Here is an 18186-nt window from a genome sequence, read left to right as displayed (position 1 = left end):
AATACAGCAGCAAAACGATACTTTCCAATTTTTGATTAATACACAAACTAATTCTGTGCCTAAAGGTTTTGAAGTGGCTGGTAAACTAAAAAGGCCGGATATACCGGCCTTTTATTCAAATAGTTACGTTTAGTGGCTGCCTGCACTGCTGCCGATATCGGTACCACCGTCCTGTACATCAGAGCTGCCTCTGCTGCCGCTTTTTTGAGACGGTGCGCCGCCAATTTTTCCTTTCTTTAGTTGTTCATTATCTACCTGCTGTTGCTGCCCGGTAGGATGAATGTTTGGCACCTTGTTGCCTTTGTTTAAGGTTTCATTGGTGTCTTCATTCTTTAGTTTATCCTTATCTCGGTTTTTATTGTCTGAATTCATCTTATTAAATTTTAGGTTTTAAAATGGAGCGTGTTTTACCCTCCGGTGTATATGTGCTTTTAGTAATTTTGGTTTCTGTTATTATCAGAGCTTCCTCGGCCGCCTCTGTTCTGCTCCGGGTGGCGGCTGGTATAATTGCCATGATAACTTTTTCTACGTCCGCTTTGTGGGTCGTACTGCCTGTCCCAATCAGGGTCATAATTGTTGGTGCCATCGTAGCCGTAGCTCAGCGAGCCTGCCATGTTACCATAGTTTTCTCCTCTGCCTCGGCCATAGTTATCAGGACCATAGTCAGCGTTAAAGTTGCTGCCAATGTTGTTACTTCTATCACGGTCGTCCATGCGGTTTCTTACGCTGCGATGCTCATGCTGGCCGCGATCCCGGTTGCTGTAGTCATCTCTGTCACGCCTGTTCCAATCGCTGCTGTTGCCGGTTCTGTAAGATGAGCGGTTGTTGTTATCATCGTTGCGGCGGTAGCGGCTGTTCATGTTCTGGTTATCATGGTCGTAGCCACTGCGGTCGTTGTGATAGCGTCCGCTCCAGTCGCGCTCATAATCACGTTGGTTCGAGAGTTCACCGGCACGGCGGTTACCGCTGGTGTTGTAATCTCGGTTGTGGTTCTGGTTATAGTCGCTGTTGTAATTTCTGTTGTAGTCACGGTTATAGCTTGCGTTATAGTCGCGGCTTCTTTGGGTATTGTCATTAGATTTCCAATCCCAGGTGCTTACATTTTTATGGTCGCTGTCTGTATCTAAACGATAGGCTCCACGGTACATATCCTCATCTATTGGACGGTCGTCTCCGCGGTAATGGTTGCGGTAATCAGTGTAGCCTGTTCTGTTATACCAATCTGTTCCTTCCATGGTCTTATTTAATTTTTAGTTATACCTTTTTAACGCAGGAAGCTATGTTGGGTTTACGTACGGGGACAGGAGTAACTAACCAAAGTGCAGCATCTTACCGTAATAAGATGTGTAATTGAATTAAACACGTTTAAAATCCAAGCTATGAGAGACAACAGAAGATATGACCGACGCGACGACAGAAACCAAGGAGCTGGTGACCCGGATGCTCGTTGGCTGCATGGCCACCATCACGGTCAGAACTCAGACGAGGGCAACTATACCCTAGACTCACACTTTAACCGTGGCTATGGCCGCAACGACTTTGAGCAGTATGGTGATGTTGCAAGTTTTAATTCAGGCGATGATCAGCAGAACATTTATCCTGAAGGTAGGTTTGGACCAGGGGGAGCTAGTTATGCCGGTGAGGATTTTTCCCGCCGCAGCCAGAACAGCGATAACCCTTATGGTATGAGTTACATACCGAGAGGCAGGTATAACTCAGGGCGCCACTACGATTCCAGAGCCGATTATAGTGACCAAGATTATGATGATCTGAGACGTAACCGTGAGCCGCAGGCCAGGTATCGCATGGCTGATGAACGCTTTGGCCACGATGTGCGCCACGATCGAGATAATGAGAACCTGGCACGCGGCTCTGTAGGAGACTACGAGTCTTATAGACGTTACGAGCAGGGCAACCGCAATTATGATAACGATTACAGCGGTGGCTTTGCCGGACGCAACTATACGCCGGGTGCCACGCATTACGGCGAAGGCAGCTACTACAGCGAAACAGATCGTTGGCAGCATGAGTCGCGGCAAAACCAGCCGAGAGGTAAAAGCAACAGACGTTAATTTATTGAAGATCGCGGAGCCCCAGTACATGCGGCTCCCTTAAAATATGTACGCAATGTTCCGAGACGATAGTAAAATGAACTACGGCAGATACAGCCGCCAATACGATGATGGGCACAGTGAGCGCGGGCCATTCCAAGGCAGGCGACACGCTTATTTAGGAGATACACAGCACGAGCCCGGGCAGGCTTACCGTAGGCAGCACAGCCGCGAGTATGGCAGAAGCGGAGGAGAGGCTGGCATGCGAGATGCGCGTTACGACCAAATGTATGACATCAGCAACTATACTGCACAACCACGATCTGAAGAGTATGGCTTACCAAGATCTGCTGAGAACGACCTTGATACGGTAAGTTATTACCCACGCCCCGGCGAAGGCCCTTATGCAAGCAGAGAGCGGCACTACCGTTATAACATGGGGTACAACCCCAATTTTGATAACCCAGAAGAAGGCGATATGTACCGGGACTTCGACAGCCGCGGAAACCATGGCTATCGCCATGATGCATCTTACGGTAATGAGGATGCTTTCCGAGACTTTGGAGACGATCGGTATGGAATTGGAGAAAGAGTTAACCGAGTAGGAGGCCGAAACTACGGGTACTTCTGGAATAGGTAAGAGTAACGTAAATCAAAAGAAGCCTTTCTGGTATAAAGCTGGAGAGGCTTCTTTTATTTTAGAGCCCGCACCTATAGATACTTATTATAACTCCGATCGTAAAAATTGGTAACAAAGTACCCGCAATTAAGAATAGGCTCTGAAACAGTTGAAGTCAGGGTTATCCAAGGTAAAACATTGGGTGCTAAGATGTGTTATTTATAAGAGACAAGTTATTAATAATACAAATAAACCTTACCGCCTATGAATCCAAATACTGCACTTGCTCTACTATTAGTTGGCTCCTTTGCCTATTTTGTAATAGAGATGGTTATAGATTAGCTAAGAGGAACTCACTTGAACATCTCTAGAAATAGTTTTTCTTACACATGAAGAACTAAGGGGAAAAATTAGTTTATGATAGCCAGACCTTGCGCTTCGTAATAAGGATTACTATGCAAACAGGCCGCAACTTGTTTCTGCAACGTGCATGTACTTCTCTGCATCGTTTTATTTGCAACTTTTGACTGTTATAAGTATAAAAAATATACTTTCTGAAACTTGTACGTATAACACGCAGTACATTAGTATTAAATTTCCATCTGAGAAAAGGCCGCGGCGTAAGCTGCGGTTTTTTTTTGTGTTGTAACAAGTGTTGTATTAGTATTAAACTATTGCTATGTTTAACAGTTCAACCTTACACAACACATCATGCAAGTCCTCAAAAAGATAGGATTAGGCCTTTTGGCGCTAATAGCGGTGCTATTAATTGTGTCGCTTTTTCTTCCTTCAAAAGTAACAGTGGTGCGCACTGCCGTACTTAAAGCACCCGCCCCTGCAGTGTTTGACCAGGTGAACAGGCTGCAAAACTGGGAAAGGTGGTCGCCCTGGCACACTATAGATCCTCAAATGCTATTATCTTACGAAGGGCCTGATGCAGGCAAAGGCGCAAAGTATAACTGGTTCAGTAAGCACCCGGATGTGGGCAATGGTTCACTCATCATAACAGAAAGTGTTACTAACCAGCGTGTTGATACAAAGATGCAGTTTGAAGGACAGGGAGAAGGACTAGCTTTCTACCAGTTTGAAGAAACTCCGGAAGGAACTAAAGTAACATGGACCATGGAATCTGACATGGGTGTCAACCCGATTGGTAAGTATTTTGGACTAATGCTGGACGGTTTAGTGGGACCTGACTTTGAACGTGGGCTTGAAAACCTGAGAGTCGTAGTAGAGCAACCAACTGCTGAGGCAAGATAAAAGTATACTCTAAATACATATTGCAAAGAGCCATTCTTATAACAGAATGGCTCTTTTGTTTATACTAATATTACCGCAAAGCCAAAGGTTATACCTCCTTAAAATATGTGAGAAGGGGCTATAGCATGGCTTCGGCTGGTACTTTTGCCGTTGTGGCTGGTTCTGCTTGATCGCGTTTAAACCTGCGAGCAACCCACCTCGGAAACACAATAGCGCCCACCAATAGGTATACATAGTAGGTTAGCAAACGGTACAGTAAAACCACAATTGTGGTAAAACCACCCAAGAAAGCACCGAAAAATGCCGGGAAAGATATTTCTGCCATACCAGCACCGCCTGGTGTTACCGACAAAAACAGCACAATCTTGTACACCAAGTTCCTAGAGAATACTACCAGGTGGTCGTGTAGGCTTAGGTGTGTAAAGGCAGCTATTAAAAATCCGATAATTACATAACGGGCTGTCCAAACAAAAATAGTAGAGACACTGGCATGCAACCAGAAGGCAGAATTTTTGGTGCGCAAATGCTTAGAAGCAATTAAAAGTTCGTTGGCATGCTGAAACAAAGCTGTTCTCCAGCGCCTAAACGGCCTCGTTTGGCCTAATCGTATCAGTTGCTTTTTTACTCCCTTTGGGTTGATAAAAAGGGCGTAAAACATGAGGCTGGCATACATAGTAATCATGAGGTAACTCACGAAGAACGCAATGCCCAAGCTTTCGCGCAGGGTCGGGTTTATGCTGAGCAGGTCCGGGAAAACTTGAGTGCCCGCAAAAAGTAAGATTAATGGTAAGATAACCACAAAGTATAAATTATCAAGCATGGCCGTAACCATTACCTGCGCAATAGATTTACCTAGCGGTATCTTCTCTTTGTAAAGTATAAATGCTGCAATGGTAGAGCCGCCCACAACCGATGGCAGTACACAAGAGGCAAATTCCCAAAGCATGATCACATTAAAGCTTTGCTTCCAATTCAGGGCTTTATCTGTCAGAAATCGAATGCGGTACATATATCCAAAATCACGTATAAACAGCACCAGAAGCGTCATGCCTATCCAGAAGGGGCTGGCGTTAAGCAGGGTTTCTAATTGCTCGGGCTCGTAGTTTTGATAGAGCATATACCCAATAACTCCTAAACCCAGAAGTACGGGCAGTATGATCCGGGGAGCGGAAAAGTGTTTTGTAAAATTACGTTGCGTTAGCGTCATAGCGGGTGAACTGTCAAATTCCGGACCGCAGTAAAGAGAAGGTAGATTAAATCCGTAAACGTACCTTTTTACCTTGCCAGTTGCTTTCTAATATGCTTAAACAAGAGGCAAGGTGTACTTTAAATACTGTACCGCAATTAACTATTTGTTACCCAGTAAATGCACATTGCGGTGTTTTAGTGCAATCTGATGCCTTCTATTCCGTAAATGATGTGCTGGCGCGGATGAAGGGTATCAGCAAGCAGGTTGAACGAGCAGTTGAGACTCGGAAAGGGAAAAGCAGTGAGTTTAGCAGCCGATAGTTTGAAACAGCGCCACCTGTTTATATAGCTTGCCTTTATCTGCCATCGAAGAAAGAAACAAAGCTATAGAGGATACATTGTAATGGTTTGATATATCGATCAGCAGGTCCGGGATGCCATCGCGATCCAAATCGCCAGCCCAGAGCAACATGTAAATAGACTCATCAAATTGTGCGTCTTCAGCTAATATTTGTTCAATGCGCCTGCCTTTCTTTGTTCCGCCTACTTTCCAGCCATAGTTTCGGTAGCTATACTCATTCTTGCCTAGTTGTACGCTGTCGCCATAGGCGCTGATGCTGTAGGGCTTACCTTTGAATGTATACCTTAAAGCTCTGTTAGCAGGTATGATGTTTCGTTTAAATGCCACTGTATCGAGTTCACCTTCGGTGTATTTAGTAAGGCCAGTCAAGAAGAACACGGTACTAGAATCCTGGCTGAGAACTTCTCTTCCTGATATTACACGTGAGCCCTCTATTTCCTGATCTGAATCGTACACAGGGTCATAGGCAGGGTGTATACTTAATGCGGTGGAGCGCAGGTAGTAACGGTTATTTTCATAAAAAACAGCTAACCATGGCTTCTTCTCGGCACCTTGCCATACTTCCTGTTTATGAAAACTGCCCTCGAGCATTAATTTAATAGGTGTTTCAGGCTCAGGAGACAGGTTAGTGGTATCGGCTACATAGGTAACGTATACTTTGTCGTTGCTCGCATTAGGTTTGTTTGCTTCTGCAGCCAAAGCATGATCGGTGGGAGGGCCAGAAACCGTTTTATTAGAAGATTGCTTGCAACTAAAGAATAAGGCCAGTGGCAGTAACAGAAGTATGCGCATAAGGGTAACTATAAGAGGCCACAAATTACTAAATTAATCTAGTAAAAAAATTGGGGTAAGCTTATAATTAACTCACAACTGCACTGCTCTAAAAAATAGCTTGTTTATTCGTTTATATATCTTTAGTAATGTGTAAATCAGTTTTAAATGATGCAGTGTTTAATCAATTGATTAAAGGTTTTAAATGTTATTTTAGTTACAAGGAGTTATTCTAAAGCTATCAAAGCGATTTAGTTTTGCTTATGAAAAAGAGACTGTTTATTCCGCTGTTTATCATTTTGCTGATCCTCTTCCTGGTTGGTGCAGCTCTTGTTCCCGTGGCTTTTGTTACAGAGGAGGAGGTTGCACCGGTAAACAAGTTTAGAGGGGTGAGTTGGGTAGCAGGCGACTCAGTAAAGCTGGAGCAGCTGGCAATGTTAAAGCGCTATCATGTTACCTGGATTGCCCAGACGCCTTTTGGTTGGCAAACAGCCTATAACGAGCCGGAGATACGATTAGAACGAGGTAATAAAGTTTACTGGGGCGAACGTGACAGCGGATTGATACATACCACCCAATTAGCTAAGCAGGTAGGGCTTAAAACCCTGCTAAAGCCACACATCTGGCTAATGGACCGTAGCAGCGGCAAATGGCTAGGCGACGTTGAAATGCAGACGGAGGAGGAGTGGCAGGAGTGGTTTACCAACTACAGCAATTTTATACTTCATTATGCCCGCCTGGCTCAGGAGCAAAACATTGATGCACTCTGTATCGGTACCGAGTTATACTTGTCAGCTGTAAAAAGAGAAGAGGACTGGCGTAAACTCATAAAAGAAATCCGGAAAGTATATAAGGGACAATTAACCTATGCTGCCAACTGGTACAAAGAATATGAAGAGATCAGGTTTTGGGACGAGCTGGATTTTATCGGCATACAAGCCTACTTTCCGCTTACTACAAACACAGAGCCTAGGGTAGAGGAACTGCAACAGGGTTGGAAAGGGCACTTCGCAGCTATTGCCAGCCTGCAGGCAAAGTATAAAAAGCCGGTAGTGTTTACCGAGATAGGTTATAAAAGTACTCCTGATGCAGCCATAGAGCCCTGGAAATGGCCAGACAGAGAATGGCAGCTGTTGCAGCTCTCAGAGCAAACACAGGCAAACGCTTACGAGGCCATGTTCCGGCAGTTCTGGCAGCAGCCATGGTTTGGCGGAACCTTTATCTGGAAATGGTACCCTAAGTTACGGGAAAACCGGCGCGACCACCTGGATTTTACACCTCAGAACAAAGCTGCTGGGGAGGTAATGGCTAAATGGTATGGCGCGTAAAATAAAAGGCCGGTTTCAGGCCGGCCTTTTATAATGATGAGGTATGCTCTTACATCTGCTCCAGAAGGATCGTTTCCTCTTCTGTGAATTCGGTAGGAGTTGTATAAGGAAATGTATACTTTCTGTAGAGCTTCAGGCTTGTATTGTTTAGGAGCAGGCTAAGTACTACCTTAATTTTCATCCCTGCTACAGTAGCTTATAAACTCTATCCTTCAGGCCTGCTGAAGCTTCAACCAATGGTAATCTTACAAAAGGAGAGCATACGCCAAAACGCTCCAGCACTGCTTTAACGCCTACTGGGTTGCCTTCTTCGTACATCAGCGGGTTAATGTCTACAAAATCGTTCAGAAGCGCTGTAGCCTCTTTAAACTGGTAGTTCAAGGATAGCTCTATCATCTTAGAGAACTTATCCGGGAAAGCATTTGCCAGGACCGAAATTACACCTTCAGCACCAAAGGCAGCCATTGGCACCGTCAGTAGGTCATCGCCGCTGATTAGCATGAAGCCTTCCGGTTTGTGTTTGGCAATGGCCATGCACTGTTCTATGTTGCCAGAGGCCTCTTTAACCCCAATAATGTTATCGTGCAAGGCCAGGCGTAGAGTAGTTTCGGCGGTTACGTTGCTGCCTGTGCGGCCAGGTACATTATAAAGTATAACCGGAACAGGAGAGGCGTTGGCTACCTGCAGGTAGTGCTGGTAAATACCCTGCTGAGATGGCTTATTATAGTATGGGCTAACAGAAAGTATAGCCGTAATGCCATCTAGATCGGTGGTTTGTAGTAGCTCCAGTACATGTTGGGTATTATTACCGCCAATGCCATACACTAAAGGTACTCTGCCGTTTACATACTGCTTTACAAGGCGAAGTATTTCGGCTTTCTCTTCTGTGGTAGTTGTCACCGACTCCGCTGTAGTACCGTTTATTACCAGATAGTTAACTCCGCCGTCCAACACAAAATCCAACAGCTTTTTCAGCGCGTCGTAGTCAACGGATAAATCCTCTTTAAATGGCGTTACCAGAGCTACGCCAGTTCCTCTTAGTTTCTCTCTAATCATCATAATGAATTCTGAATTACGAAGTTCGAATTATGAATTGGATTCTGCAAATGATGTTATAAGCTTAATTCGCAGATCACTGTTCTTTGTACGACCAATTTGGTTTCATGACCCGTAATTCTAGATTCATACTTTTATTGTATGTTGTTCTCTTCCACCCACTTCAGGAACTGATCTTTGTATACTTCTCCTATCGGGATTTCTTTCGCGCCAATTTTAATACGGCTTTTCTCGATGCTGTCTATTTTCTGCAGCGACACAATAAAAGAACGATGCACCCTCAAAAACTTTGAATCAGGCAGTTTTTCCATCATCTTGTTCATCGATAGCAGCGTGATAATCTTCTGGTCTTTTGTCTGGATGATGATGTAGTCCTTCAGGCCCTCAATCCAAAGTATGTCTTTAAAATCAACACGTATGGTTTTATAATCGGCTTTTACAAAAATAAACTCCTGTTCCTGCTGAGGCGGTTGTGGTGCTGAAGTCGAAGCAGCTGTATCTGGCTTACCGTTTCGCTGCAGCCTTTCCTGTGCCTTGGTTACGGCTTTCAAAAACCTGTCGAAGGGGATGGGTTTGAGCAGGTAATCTACGGCATCCTGGTTAAAGCCTTCCAGCGCATAATCAGGGTAAGCGGTGGTAAAGATGATAAGTGGTTGGTGCTTAAGAATGTTCAGAAACTGAATACCAGTTAATTCGGGCATTTCAATATCCAGGAACATCAGGTCTACCTGCTCTTCCTGTAGTACCTGCATGGCCTCAGTGGCGCTGGAGCATGTTTTTACCAGTTGCAGAAAAGGCAGTTTGCTAATATAGCTTTCAATAATATCCAGTGCCAGGGGCTCGTCGTCTACAGCAATGCAGCGTATGGTCATAGTTTTAGCGTTATCGTTGAAAGTATAGTTTTAGGGTTGCATAAAAAGTACCGTCTTTTTCTTCGAAAGCGAGGTCGTGTTTGTTTGCATAAAGCAGGTTAAGCCTGCGTTGCAGGTTTTCCAGTCCAATGCCGCCGAACTCACGCTTTTTATGGGAGCTGGTGTTATTAACGGTACTGAAGGTAAGCGAATTCTGATCGACTACTAGGTTTAATATGATGCCTATCTCGTTTTTACTTACCAGGCCGTGCTTAAACGCATTTTCTACCAGTGTCATGAGTAGCATCGGAGCGATCTGTTTTCCGGCTAGATCACCTTCTATGTTAAACTTGATTCCTGTATGCTCGCGCAGGCGCAGCTTTTGCAGGTCTATAAAGTTTTTGATGTGGTCTACTTCTTTTTCAAGGCTTACCAGCGTATCGTTGCTTTCATACAGCATGTAGCGCATCAGCAGCGACAGTTTCATAATGGCATCCGGTGTATCCGGCGACTGCTTATAGGCCAACGAGTAAATATTATTCAGTGTATTAAACAGGAAGTGAGGGTTTACCTGCGATTTAAGGTAAGCCAGTTCAGCTGTAAGTTTTTGCGTCTCAAGTTCTTTGTTCAGGCGTTCGTTTCGGATGTAGTTACCAGTAACCTTAAGGGCAGAACTTATAAACACCACCACAAGGCCGCTAACCATGTATTGTATAATGCGCTCAGTGCTGTAAAGCGAGGCCATACTTGGGTTGTAATTCCCGAAAATGTAATAGTCAATAGGTGCTTGTACGAGTGCCAGTGCAAACAGCGTGGCTAGTACAGCTGTTATATACAAGAATATCTTGTTGCGGGCAAGATATTTGGATATAAGTACATACCAGTTAAAATAAAAAATACCTACCGGAAACAGTAGGCCTACCACCAGATCCATGGCTTTGCCCAGTGTTATAGTTTGCTTAGATGCCGTGTAGTAAAATATCCAGCTACCAAAAATTAGCCACACGAACACATGTATGGCTATGGTGTAACGTTTTTTAAGTGGTATAACCGGAATCGGGATAGACATGCTGCTCACAGGTGCCTTGTTTATGATGCTAAACCTTTAATAAAAGGTATGATTTCTAGTGCTAATTTATTGCTTAAAGCTACACAAAGTAGCAAATTTTCTGCATTCTGTACAGGTTAATAGCAGCAATATTAAATCTTTTAGGTGCTTTACTTTTTTTATAGACACGAACTGCTACAGGATGTCAGTCTTCGTCTATACTTTATGGGCATTGGTATAGTATATTTTTTTTAGATTTTAATTCTTATTGCTTTGTATAAATAAGTCAGAATAAAACTATGAAGTTTTAGTTTAGCTGTAGCAAAGCAGGCTAAGGCAGAGCCAAATTTATACTTTGATTTTGCTAAGCTGTAATGCTCAAATTCTACTTAATAATCATGTTTGTTTGTTTAAGATGAGTGACGCCAGGCTGTTTTGCAACCTGGCGTCTTCATTTTATGTGGTTAACTAGAAGTTTTGTTATTTGATCATCTGCAGGAATTCATCTTCGGACAGGATTTTAATGCCGAGTTTAGTTGCCTTCTCCAGTTTAGCCGGCCCCATTTTGTCGCCGGCCACCAGGTAGTTTAGCTTACCCGAGATGGATGATACTACTTTACCGCCATGGCTGGCAATCAGCTGCTGCAGCTCTTCACGGCTTATACTTTCAAAAGCGCCTGATATTACGAAAGTCTGACCGGTCAGCCTGTCGCTTTCCATTTCTATGGGGCTGATCTCTGCTTTAAACTGTAAGCCAGAAGCCTTTAGGCGCTCAACTAGCTGTACATGCTCAGGGTCTTGGAAGTACTCCAGTATAGAATTGGCGATGCGGTCACCAATCTCATTTATAGAGACCAAATCTTCGTAAGAGGCGCCGCGCAGGGCAACGATGTCAGGAAGCTGTTCAGCTAGTTTTTTAGCTACTGTACTACCCACAAACCTTATGCCCAGTGCAAACAGCACCCTATCGTAAGCTACTTCTTTCGATTTCTCCAGGCTTTTTAAGATGTTGTTTGCCGATTTTTCGCCCATACGCTCTAAACCCGCCAATTGCTCTAAGGTCAGGTCGTAAAGGTCGGCAGCGTTGCGCACATAACCAGCTTTATAAAGCTGCTCAATCGTTTTTGGACCCAACTCATCAATGTTCATGGCCTTACGACTGATGAAATGCTCTAGCTTTGCCTGTATCTGAGGAGCGCAATCTTTCTCGTTAGGGCAGTAAAAGTTTGCCTCACCTTCGGATCGGATTAATTCGGAGCCGCAAGCAGGGCAGTGGGTAGGATAAAGTATAGGCTCGCTGTCTGCAGTACGTTTACTAAAATCTACTTCTGTTATCTTTGGGATGATTTCGCCGCCTTTCTCTACAAAAACCGTATCGCCCAGGCGCAGGTCCAGTCGCTGAATTTCGTTTGCATTGTGCACCGAGGCTCTCTTAACCACCGTACCAGCCAGCAGCACCGGCTCCAGCAAAGCTACAGGCGTAACTGCACCCGTACGGCCAACCTGATACTGTATGCCCAGCAGTTTCGTGGCGGCACTCATGGCCGGGTATTTATAAGCAATAGCCCAACGCGGACTTTTAGCCGTAAAGCCCAGTTCTTCCTGCAAATGGTAGCTATTTACCTTTACCACTACGCCATCGGTAGCAATAGGCAACTCAAAACGGCGGGTTTCCCATTCGTTAATATACGCCAGCACATCCTCAACAGAGCCGCACTTGCGCCAGGTATCCGATACTTTAAAGCCCCAGTTTTGGATGGCCTGCAAACTTTCGGAGTGTGTCTGGAACGGACTGTTGTCGCAGTGGAAGCTGTAAGAGAAGCAGCCTAGCTTGCGGCTGGCCACAATAGAAGAATCCTGCTGCTTTAAGGTGCCTGAGGCTGCGTTTCTAGGGTTAGCCAGCAGTTGTTCTCCGGCTTCTTCTCTTTCTGCGTTCAGGTCTTCAAATACCTGTAACGGCATAAACACCTCACCGCGTACCTCAAAAAGGTTAGGGTAGTCCTGGCCCTGCACATGCAACGGAATATCACGGATGGTGCGCACATTGACAGAAATATCGTCTCCTCTGGTGCCGTCGCCACGGGTGGCGCCCTGTACAAACTGGCCGTTCTCGTACGTTAAGCTGATGGCCACGCCGTCAAACTTCTGCTCGCACACATACTCCACCTCATCGCCAATAGCTTTGCGCACACGCTTGTCGAACTCGCGCAGGTCTTCTTCGGAGTAGGTGTTGCTCAAAGAAAGCATCGGGTAGCGGTGGAAAACTGTTTTAAAGCTTTTGGTAATGGTGCCGCCCACACGCTGGGTAGGGGAGTTTTGGTCACGCAGTTCAGGGTGCTTGTCTTCCAGGTCGTGCAGGCGCTTCAGCATAGCATCAAACTCAAAGTCCGATACCTCAGACACGCTGTTCTGGTAATATAGGTAGTTCAGGTAATTTATGCGGTGTGTAAGCTCTTTTATCTCCTGAGCCGGATCTTTCTCTAGGGCCATGGCAAGTGTTGTTATACTTTGGTAAAAATAGGAAAGAGATTTTTAAAAATTAGTCTTGATTCTTAACTCTTGTAAGTATAGTAGCCACAAAAAAACAGGCTCCGGTAGGGGAGCCTGTTTAACATATGGTATAAGTTTATACTTTACTTCAGTTTAACGCCATCGGCTACAAAGCGTAACTCTTCTCTTGGCTCGGTGATGGCGGCAATTTCTTCTTTTGATTTGCCTGCATCCTGAGCATAATGGCGCTGATCATCTACCGAAATTACTTCCCGTTTGGCTGTGCCGGTGAACACCACTGTACGTCCTTTCAAATCTTCAACAGGTAGGAAGAAACCATAGTCGCGGAAAGTAACTTTCATGGTGCTGTTATCGGCAAGTTTCACATCCATCCAGCAGCCCTTGGACTGGCAGCTTTCTACTACTTCTGCGGTAACAATGGCTTCAACAGAATCTTTGTTCTGCACAAGTGTTTGCAATTGGTCTGTGCTTACAATATCCTTTTCAGCAAAAGCGGCACCGTAGGCATTATCAGTAGCGGCAGCCTGTTCTGTTGTGACTGCTGGCTCAGTAGCATCGGTGGTGGATTGAGTCTGGTTGCAGGAGGCAAGTGCGGCAACGGCAAAAAGGCTAAGGATGGTCTTTTTCATGGCGTTTCTGGTTATGATAGATGAGGTAAAGATATAGTTTTTACTTAAAGTATGATATCCTGATTGGCTTTAAAATTTGTTGCACCTGCTGTAAAAAGCTGTGTAATGAGCACTTTTTGCAAGCGTTTGAATGCAAAGTCGAACAGTCATTAGCCTTGATATAGATTAAAGTATAAGTTTTTATAAAAGAGGTAAGGCATTGATTAAAAGTATAATGAGAAATATTCTAAGTGTGTTTAATGACTTGCAAAATGGTTTTAGAAGGAACAACTTTAGATATTACCAGCAGCATCAAATGCCATTAAATCAGAAGAAATCTGAGCCTACATACCGTACAGCTAATACCATAGTTGGGTCTCTGATTAGCAGTTTTTTGGCGAGCAGGCAAAGCAATTTTAAAACATTAGCTTTTGCACGCTGGGTATTGTAATCGCATAAAACTTGGCAACACTTTAGTGGCATTTCCAAAGTCTTTAAAAGGCTTTAATTAGTATACAGAGGGGTTTTATACAGAATTTACACATTCTGATGTATGATAGCTGTAACTGTAAGAACTATAAAGTATATTATAAGTTATATATTTATAAATCAGTGTATAAGGTTGAAATTGTTAAAGTAATTAAGGAAGTATAAATTAAGACTTATCAACTTAATCCAAAGCTCTGTCCTGGAAGATGATGTAGCCGATATGGAAGAGCAGTCCCCACTCTTTGGCCGTGTCTCCGTAGTAGTTCAGGCTTACGGCCACAGGCCCGATGATGCTGTGGTAGACCATGCTGGTGCTGCCAATAAAGGAGGTACCCTGAAGTAAATCGCCATGGTATGGCTGCTGTTCTGAGTTTTGTAGGATAGGTTTGTAAGGCTGAAATCCATAGCCCTCTAACCGGCCTTCTATCCGTTGGCTAAAAAGGTAAATATACTTTATGCCTCCTGCCAGGTAGCGGTTGCTCCGATAGTTATCCAGGAACAGTGTTTTGCTATCTGAAAGCGGAGTAAATGCGGAGGCGGAAGTAAGAGTAGACCGGTAGTTCTGGAAGAATGGCTGGTTTGAGATAACCCCTTCCAGCAGGTAACCTATCCGGTGCCGTTGTTCTCCAAAATAGCCCTCGTAGGTGGCCTTTAGTTTATACCATTCATGTTCGGTCTGCTGCTTGCCTGTGGCTGTGCTGGTAGAACCGGGGCGGAGTGTTTCGCGGCCATTAAAATAATTGGCTGAGGTTGTAAGCATGCTACCGGCAGAGGCAAATTGCTTCCGGTTCAGGTGCCCTTTTATGAATGTAAGTCCGGTTGTAAATGCATTAAAGTTTGTTCGGTCTAGCGTGTCGGTACTCAGTATTTCTAGTCGGTTGCTGTAGCGGTCAATGGTTTGTACATACCCTCCGTTAAGTACCAACTTGCCCTTATAAGTATTAGTAAAGCCCAGGCTCAGGTTATAGTTCCTGTCTGATTGTTCTATAAAGGGCAGCTTGTCGCGGTCCAGCAGAAAGCCTTTTGTAGACAGGTAGCTCCAGTTGTTATACACAAAAGAGGGCTCCAGGTAAAATGGGAACCGCGCGGGTACATCCATCCGCACACGTAATTTAGCAGCCTGGTAAAAACGGCCCGTGTTAAAGCTACTGGAGAAAGTATAGAGCCTTTTGCGCAACAGACTATAGTCGAAGCCGGCATAAATATTATCTATAGGCCTTGAGGCGAGCACACCGCCTACTGATAGCTGCAGCTCATCGTCGTGCTCCAACTGCAGGTTAAACTCATAGTTTCTTTTCGCAGTGTTATATTGTATGCTTGGGTAAATGCTCCTGAAGCTCTCTATGGCTGCTAGTCTGAAATATCCCTTTTTGATATCTTGCATGCTATAAACCTCGCCTTCTTTGCGAAAAAACTTCTTTACATACGCGCTCTGTGCTTCGCTTAAACCAGTTACTGATATATCCTGAAAAGTAAGTGCTGTAAAATCTTGTCTGTACGCTTCTCTTTTAGCCGAGATCTGCTCCGGTGTTACACGCCTGCCTATCTTCTTTTTGATCTCTTCCATTTTATTAAGAGTGGCATAGTACCCGGCATCGAATAGAGTTTTAACCTCGTTAAAATCCAGTGCTGTCAGGTTTCTAGTGTCGGGTTGAAGGTAAATGTCTTTTATCCCAAGAGCTGTAGAGTCGCTGTTAGAAAGCATTGTGTAGTATAATGTCTGGGGCAGGTCAAAATCGTCTTTCCCATAAGGGTATTCGTTGTAGGTTTTAGGAGACACATTAACGCCGATAACTACATCAGGTTTAAACTCACTTCTGGCCACATCTACCGGAAAATTGTTGTACAAGCCTCCGTCATAAAGCAGTTTACGCTCTATGCGTATCGGCTTAAACACCAGCGGAACCGTCATGGTAGCCCGTACTGCATCTGAAAGCTGCCCTTTACTGAGAATAACCTGCTGCTGCGTATAAATATCTGAAGCCATACTTCTGAAAGGGACCATCAGGTTATCAAAATTATACCTTGCTTTGGCAGATGGCTGTGCCAGTAACTGGGAAAAGGCAAAATTAAGCGAAGCACCGTTTGCAAGACTGGAGTTAAGGTGCATCTGAAAAGTGGAGTCTATGGATAGGTTCAGGTGCAGGAAAGAAGGACTGATATCCGGTGAGGCAAAGCTGTAGGTGTAAGTTTCTTCAGTGCGGCCACGGGCCCAATCCTGAAATTCTCTAGTGTTGAACAAATACTCTATCTCAGTGGGAGCATAGCCGGCTGCGTACAGCCCACCTACCACACCACCCATAGAAGTCCCTATCACATAATCTACGGGTATGTTGTTTTCTTCTAAGGCCTTTAAAACACCAACATGGGCAATCCCCTTGGCGCCGCCGCCACTAAGCACTAATGCCACTTTCTGCGCCATTGCACCGGATATATTCAGGCAAAGCAGCAGTAGGGCTACTATAGCTCTTATTAACTTTTTGGTGCTGGGTGTAGGCATTGTAGGTTGTGCGTGTATAGTTCAGGTACGGTTATACTTTGTCAGAAGGTATCGAGGCCTACCCACTTAGCGTTGTTAATTGTAATCATAATACGCCCCGTAAGCAGGTTAAAGTATTGCACTGGCACACTTGCCGAGAAATTGTCCAGCATCAAGTCGAAACTGGTGTTAAACACAATGGCATTCCGGTCTGCTGTAAGTGCAAGTGGTACAATGGTCTGCTTTGTTACGCCTTGCAGACTTATTGTTGTGGTTTTGTTTATACTTCCGGGATTTAAGCTACTTCCGTTAACTTTCTCTATAGGGGCATCAATATAAAAAAGAAGGTCCGGGTATTTGGCTCCAAAAAATACATCATAGGCCATGTTAGGAGGTGTACTGTCGTTGGCAGGAAGCAATGTGGCTATATTTAGGATACATTCCAGTTTCTGGGTGCTCCTGTTATAGCGTACCAACATTTCGTTAGACGAGAAGCTGTAAGCCTGTGATACCCCATCTAAGGTAACAAAAACTCTGTTATCGCTGGTGTAGTTCGATCTGCTCTGGGCATTACCTTTAACTGCACAAAACGTAAACAAGATTAAGAGAAGGATGTTATAAAGTATAGATTTCAGCATGAACCTTCGGATTTGCGTGTACTCCTATAACGGATTCTGCAAGAGAAAGATAATTGCCATCCTGTATAATCCTACAGCTGCTGTGGTCTGAACTGAAATTGCACTAGCTGATGAATGCACGAGTTGTTAGGGAGCAGCAGAATGTACGTTTACACGTAAATTAAATGATATAAATACAAAACTATACGTAGTGAGGTTCGGTATAAAGTAGTAACCCAAATAACAAAGCACAGCAAATCTTTTACAGCGTGCTTTGGTAGTAGCTTGTAGTAATAAATGGATCCGGATAAAAAAAATAAAGTAAACCCCAAGCAACTTTCCGCTTTTGGAAAAATGGAGCGAATGCATCCGATCAGGGTGCTGCTTTTCCTGAGCATGATCGGTATTGGTGTGTTGTTCTTTATTTTAGTAGTTGCCTTTGCCAGAACAGGCGGTTTTCAGAGCCAGAATTTTGAGTTACCGAAGTTTTTTAGTGTTAGTACAGTGCTGCTGCTATTTAGCAGCTATACAATAAGTAAAATTCCAAGGCTATACCGCAAAGACAAATTAAACCGCATGACCCGTTATTTGGGTATTACACTGGTGCTGGGTTTGCTCTTTATTGTGGCGCAACTCCTTGGCTGGAATGAGATGAGCAGGTCTGGCGTGTACTTTAGCGGCAAAGCTTCTGGCACGTATTTATACTTGATCTCAGCACTTCATATCCTGCACCTGTTAGGCGGAATTATATTTCTTTCTTTCCTATTCTTTAAAACGGCACACGTTGCTGCCGATGGTGTTAGAAGCCTGATCTTTATCCGCGATCCATACCGTAGGCTTCAGTTAACTATGCTCCGCAGTTACTGGAATTTTATGGACTTTCTGTGGCTAAGCTTATACACCGTGCTTCTGTTCATGGTATAGCATAAAGGTGTCAATAAGTAGCTTC

Annotated in this window: 17 protein-coding genes; 5 read left to right on the top strand and 12 right to left on the bottom strand. The window is 44.3% G+C overall.

What is annotated here, in order from left to right:
* Positions 1–129: 129 nt before the first annotated feature.
* Both WG943_RS08255 and WG943_RS08250 read right to left on the bottom strand, forming a co-directional pair.
* Entirely contained in the window at positions 130–372 is a 243-nt protein-coding gene (locus WG943_RS08255) for a hypothetical protein (protein WP_340408097.1), read from the bottom strand.
* A 59-nt stretch (positions 373–431) separates the two neighbouring features.
* Positions 432–1235 (bottom strand): hypothetical protein, encoded by an 804-nt coding sequence (locus tag WG943_RS08250; RefSeq protein ID WP_340408095.1) that lies wholly within the window; start codon positions 1233–1235, stop codon positions 432–434.
* A gap of 144 nt (positions 1236–1379) precedes the next feature.
* On the opposite strand from WG943_RS08250, the gene WG943_RS08245 reads away from it, so the two are divergent.
* The 3 genes from WG943_RS08245 (at position 1380) to WG943_RS08235 (ending at position 3930) form a co-directional block, all read left to right on the top strand.
* Positions 1380–2072: a hypothetical protein gene (locus WG943_RS08245; protein WP_340408094.1), complete on the top strand. Its 693-nt coding sequence runs from the start codon at positions 1380–1382 to the stop codon at positions 2070–2072.
* 46 nt (positions 2073–2118) lie between these two features.
* Positions 2119–2691 (top strand): hypothetical protein, encoded by a 573-nt coding sequence (locus WG943_RS08240; protein WP_340408093.1) that lies wholly within the window; start codon positions 2119–2121, stop codon positions 2689–2691.
* Positions 2692–3381: 690 nt separating this feature from the next.
* Positions 3382–3930, top strand: a complete 549-nt coding sequence (locus WG943_RS08235; RefSeq protein ID WP_340408092.1) for an SRPBCC family protein — start codon at positions 3382–3384, stop codon at positions 3928–3930.
* 118 nt (positions 3931–4048) lie between these two features.
* On the opposite strand, the gene WG943_RS08230 is transcribed toward WG943_RS08235, so the two are convergent.
* Positions 4049–5137, bottom strand: a complete 1089-nt coding sequence (locus WG943_RS08230; protein ID WP_340408091.1) for a lysylphosphatidylglycerol synthase transmembrane domain-containing protein — start codon at positions 5135–5137, stop codon at positions 4049–4051.
* Between the two features lie 288 nt (positions 5138–5425).
* The gene (locus WG943_RS08225; RefSeq protein ID WP_340408090.1) at positions 5426–6271 is read right to left on the bottom strand and encodes a hypothetical protein; all 846 of its coding nucleotides are present in this window, start codon (positions 6269–6271) and stop codon (positions 5426–5428) included.
* A 242-nt stretch (positions 6272–6513) separates the two neighbouring features.
* On the opposite strand from WG943_RS08225, the gene WG943_RS08220 reads away from it, so the two are divergent.
* A complete protein-coding gene (locus WG943_RS08220) occupies positions 6514–7578 on the top strand; it encodes a glycoside hydrolase family 113 (protein ID WP_340408089.1) in 1065 nt (354 codons plus the stop codon).
* 49 nt (positions 7579–7627) lie between these two features.
* Here WG943_RS08220 and WG943_RS08215 read toward each other — a convergent pair whose 3' ends face one another.
* The 8 genes from WG943_RS08215 to WG943_RS08180 all read right to left on the bottom strand — a co-directional run bounded on the left by WG943_RS08215 (position 7628) and on the right by WG943_RS08180 (position 17258).
* Positions 7628–7759: a hypothetical protein gene (locus WG943_RS08215; RefSeq protein ID WP_340408088.1), complete on the bottom strand. Its 132-nt coding sequence runs from the start codon at positions 7757–7759 to the stop codon at positions 7628–7630.
* A gap of 5 nt (positions 7760–7764) precedes the next feature.
* Positions 7765–8634 (bottom strand): 4-hydroxy-tetrahydrodipicolinate synthase, encoded by an 870-nt coding sequence (gene dapA / locus WG943_RS08210; protein ID WP_340408125.1) that lies wholly within the window; start codon positions 8632–8634, stop codon positions 7765–7767.
* Between the two features lie 134 nt (positions 8635–8768).
* Complete coding sequence (locus WG943_RS08205) at positions 8769–9506, bottom strand: LytR/AlgR family response regulator transcription factor (RefSeq protein WP_340408087.1); 738 nt, start codon at positions 9504–9506, stop codon at positions 8769–8771.
* A 10-nt stretch (positions 9507–9516) separates the two neighbouring features.
* Positions 9517–10554 carry a sensor histidine kinase gene (locus tag WG943_RS08200; protein WP_340408123.1) on the bottom strand — a complete coding sequence of 346 codons (1038 nt, stop codon included), beginning with the start codon at positions 10552–10554 and terminating at the stop codon, positions 9517–9519.
* A 459-nt stretch (positions 10555–11013) separates the two neighbouring features.
* The gene (gene ligA, locus WG943_RS08195; protein ID WP_340408086.1) at positions 11014–13023 is read right to left on the bottom strand and encodes an NAD-dependent DNA ligase LigA; all 2010 of its coding nucleotides are present in this window, start codon (positions 13021–13023) and stop codon (positions 11014–11016) included.
* Positions 13024–13166: 143 nt separating this feature from the next.
* Entirely contained in the window at positions 13167–13673 is a 507-nt protein-coding gene (locus tag WG943_RS08190) for a DUF4920 domain-containing protein (RefSeq protein WP_340408085.1), read from the bottom strand.
* Positions 13674–14322: 649 nt separating this feature from the next.
* Positions 14323–16641, bottom strand: a complete 2319-nt coding sequence (locus WG943_RS08185; RefSeq protein ID WP_340408084.1) for a patatin-like phospholipase family protein — start codon at positions 16639–16641, stop codon at positions 14323–14325.
* 41 nt (positions 16642–16682) lie between these two features.
* Positions 16683–17258, bottom strand: a complete 576-nt coding sequence (locus WG943_RS08180; RefSeq protein WP_340408083.1) for a hypothetical protein — start codon at positions 17256–17258, stop codon at positions 16683–16685.
* A gap of 276 nt (positions 17259–17534) precedes the next feature.
* Between WG943_RS08180 and WG943_RS08175 the strand changes: the two genes are divergently transcribed.
* Positions 17535–18161, top strand: a complete 627-nt coding sequence (locus WG943_RS08175; protein WP_340408082.1) for a cytochrome c oxidase subunit 3 — start codon at positions 17535–17537, stop codon at positions 18159–18161.
* Positions 18162–18186: the final 25 nt, after the last annotated feature.

Origin of the sequence: Pontibacter sp. H249, from assembly GCF_037892465.1 — a bacterium.
Classification (GTDB): domain Bacteria; phylum Bacteroidota; class Bacteroidia; order Cytophagales; family Hymenobacteraceae; genus Pontibacter.
The sequence above is the reverse complement of the archived record's forward strand: the minus strand, read 5'-3'. Positions and strand labels throughout refer to the sequence as shown.

Bases quoted from the DNA above. Each gene is read 5' to 3' on its own strand.
- WG943_RS08255 (WP_340408097.1), bottom strand. From the start codon at position 372: ATGAATTCAGACAATAAAAACCGAGATAAGGATAAACTAAAGAATGAA.
- WG943_RS08250 (WP_340408095.1), bottom strand. From the start codon at position 1,235: ATGGAAGGAACAGATTGGTATAACAGAACAGGCTACACTGATTACCGC.
- WG943_RS08245 (WP_340408094.1), top strand. From the start codon at position 1,380: ATGAGAGACAACAGAAGATATGACCGACGCGACGACAGAAACCAAGGA.
- WG943_RS08240 (WP_340408093.1), top strand. From the start codon at position 2,119: ATGTACGCAATGTTCCGAGACGATAGTAAAATGAACTACGGCAGATAC.
- WG943_RS08235 (WP_340408092.1), top strand. From the start codon at position 3,382: ATGCAAGTCCTCAAAAAGATAGGATTAGGCCTTTTGGCGCTAATAGCG.
- WG943_RS08230 (WP_340408091.1), bottom strand. From the start codon at position 5,137: ATGACGCTAACGCAACGTAATTTTACAAAACACTTTTCCGCTCCCCGG.
- WG943_RS08225 (WP_340408090.1), bottom strand. From the start codon at position 6,271: ATGCGCATACTTCTGTTACTGCCACTGGCCTTATTCTTTAGTTGCAAG.
- WG943_RS08220 (WP_340408089.1), top strand. From the start codon at position 6,514: ATGAAAAAGAGACTGTTTATTCCGCTGTTTATCATTTTGCTGATCCTC.
- WG943_RS08215 (WP_340408088.1), bottom strand. From the start codon at position 7,759: ATGAAAATTAAGGTAGTACTTAGCCTGCTCCTAAACAATACAAGCCTG.
- dapA (WP_340408125.1), bottom strand. From the start codon at position 8,634: ATGATTAGAGAGAAACTAAGAGGAACTGGCGTAGCTCTGGTAACGCCA.
- WG943_RS08205 (WP_340408087.1), bottom strand. From the start codon at position 9,506: ATGACCATACGCTGCATTGCTGTAGACGACGAGCCCCTGGCACTGGAT.
- WG943_RS08200 (WP_340408123.1), bottom strand. From the start codon at position 10,554: ATGTCTATCCCGATTCCGGTTATACCACTTAAAAAACGTTACACCATA.
- ligA (WP_340408086.1), bottom strand. From the start codon at position 13,023: ATGGCCCTAGAGAAAGATCCGGCTCAGGAGATAAAAGAGCTTACACAC.
- WG943_RS08190 (WP_340408085.1), bottom strand. From the start codon at position 13,673: ATGAAAAAGACCATCCTTAGCCTTTTTGCCGTTGCCGCACTTGCCTCC.
- WG943_RS08185 (WP_340408084.1), bottom strand. From the start codon at position 16,641: ATGCCTACACCCAGCACCAAAAAGTTAATAAGAGCTATAGTAGCCCTA.
- WG943_RS08180 (WP_340408083.1), bottom strand. From the start codon at position 17,258: ATGCTGAAATCTATACTTTATAACATCCTTCTCTTAATCTTGTTTACG.
- WG943_RS08175 (WP_340408082.1), top strand. From the start codon at position 17,535: ATGGATCCGGATAAAAAAAATAAAGTAAACCCCAAGCAACTTTCCGCT.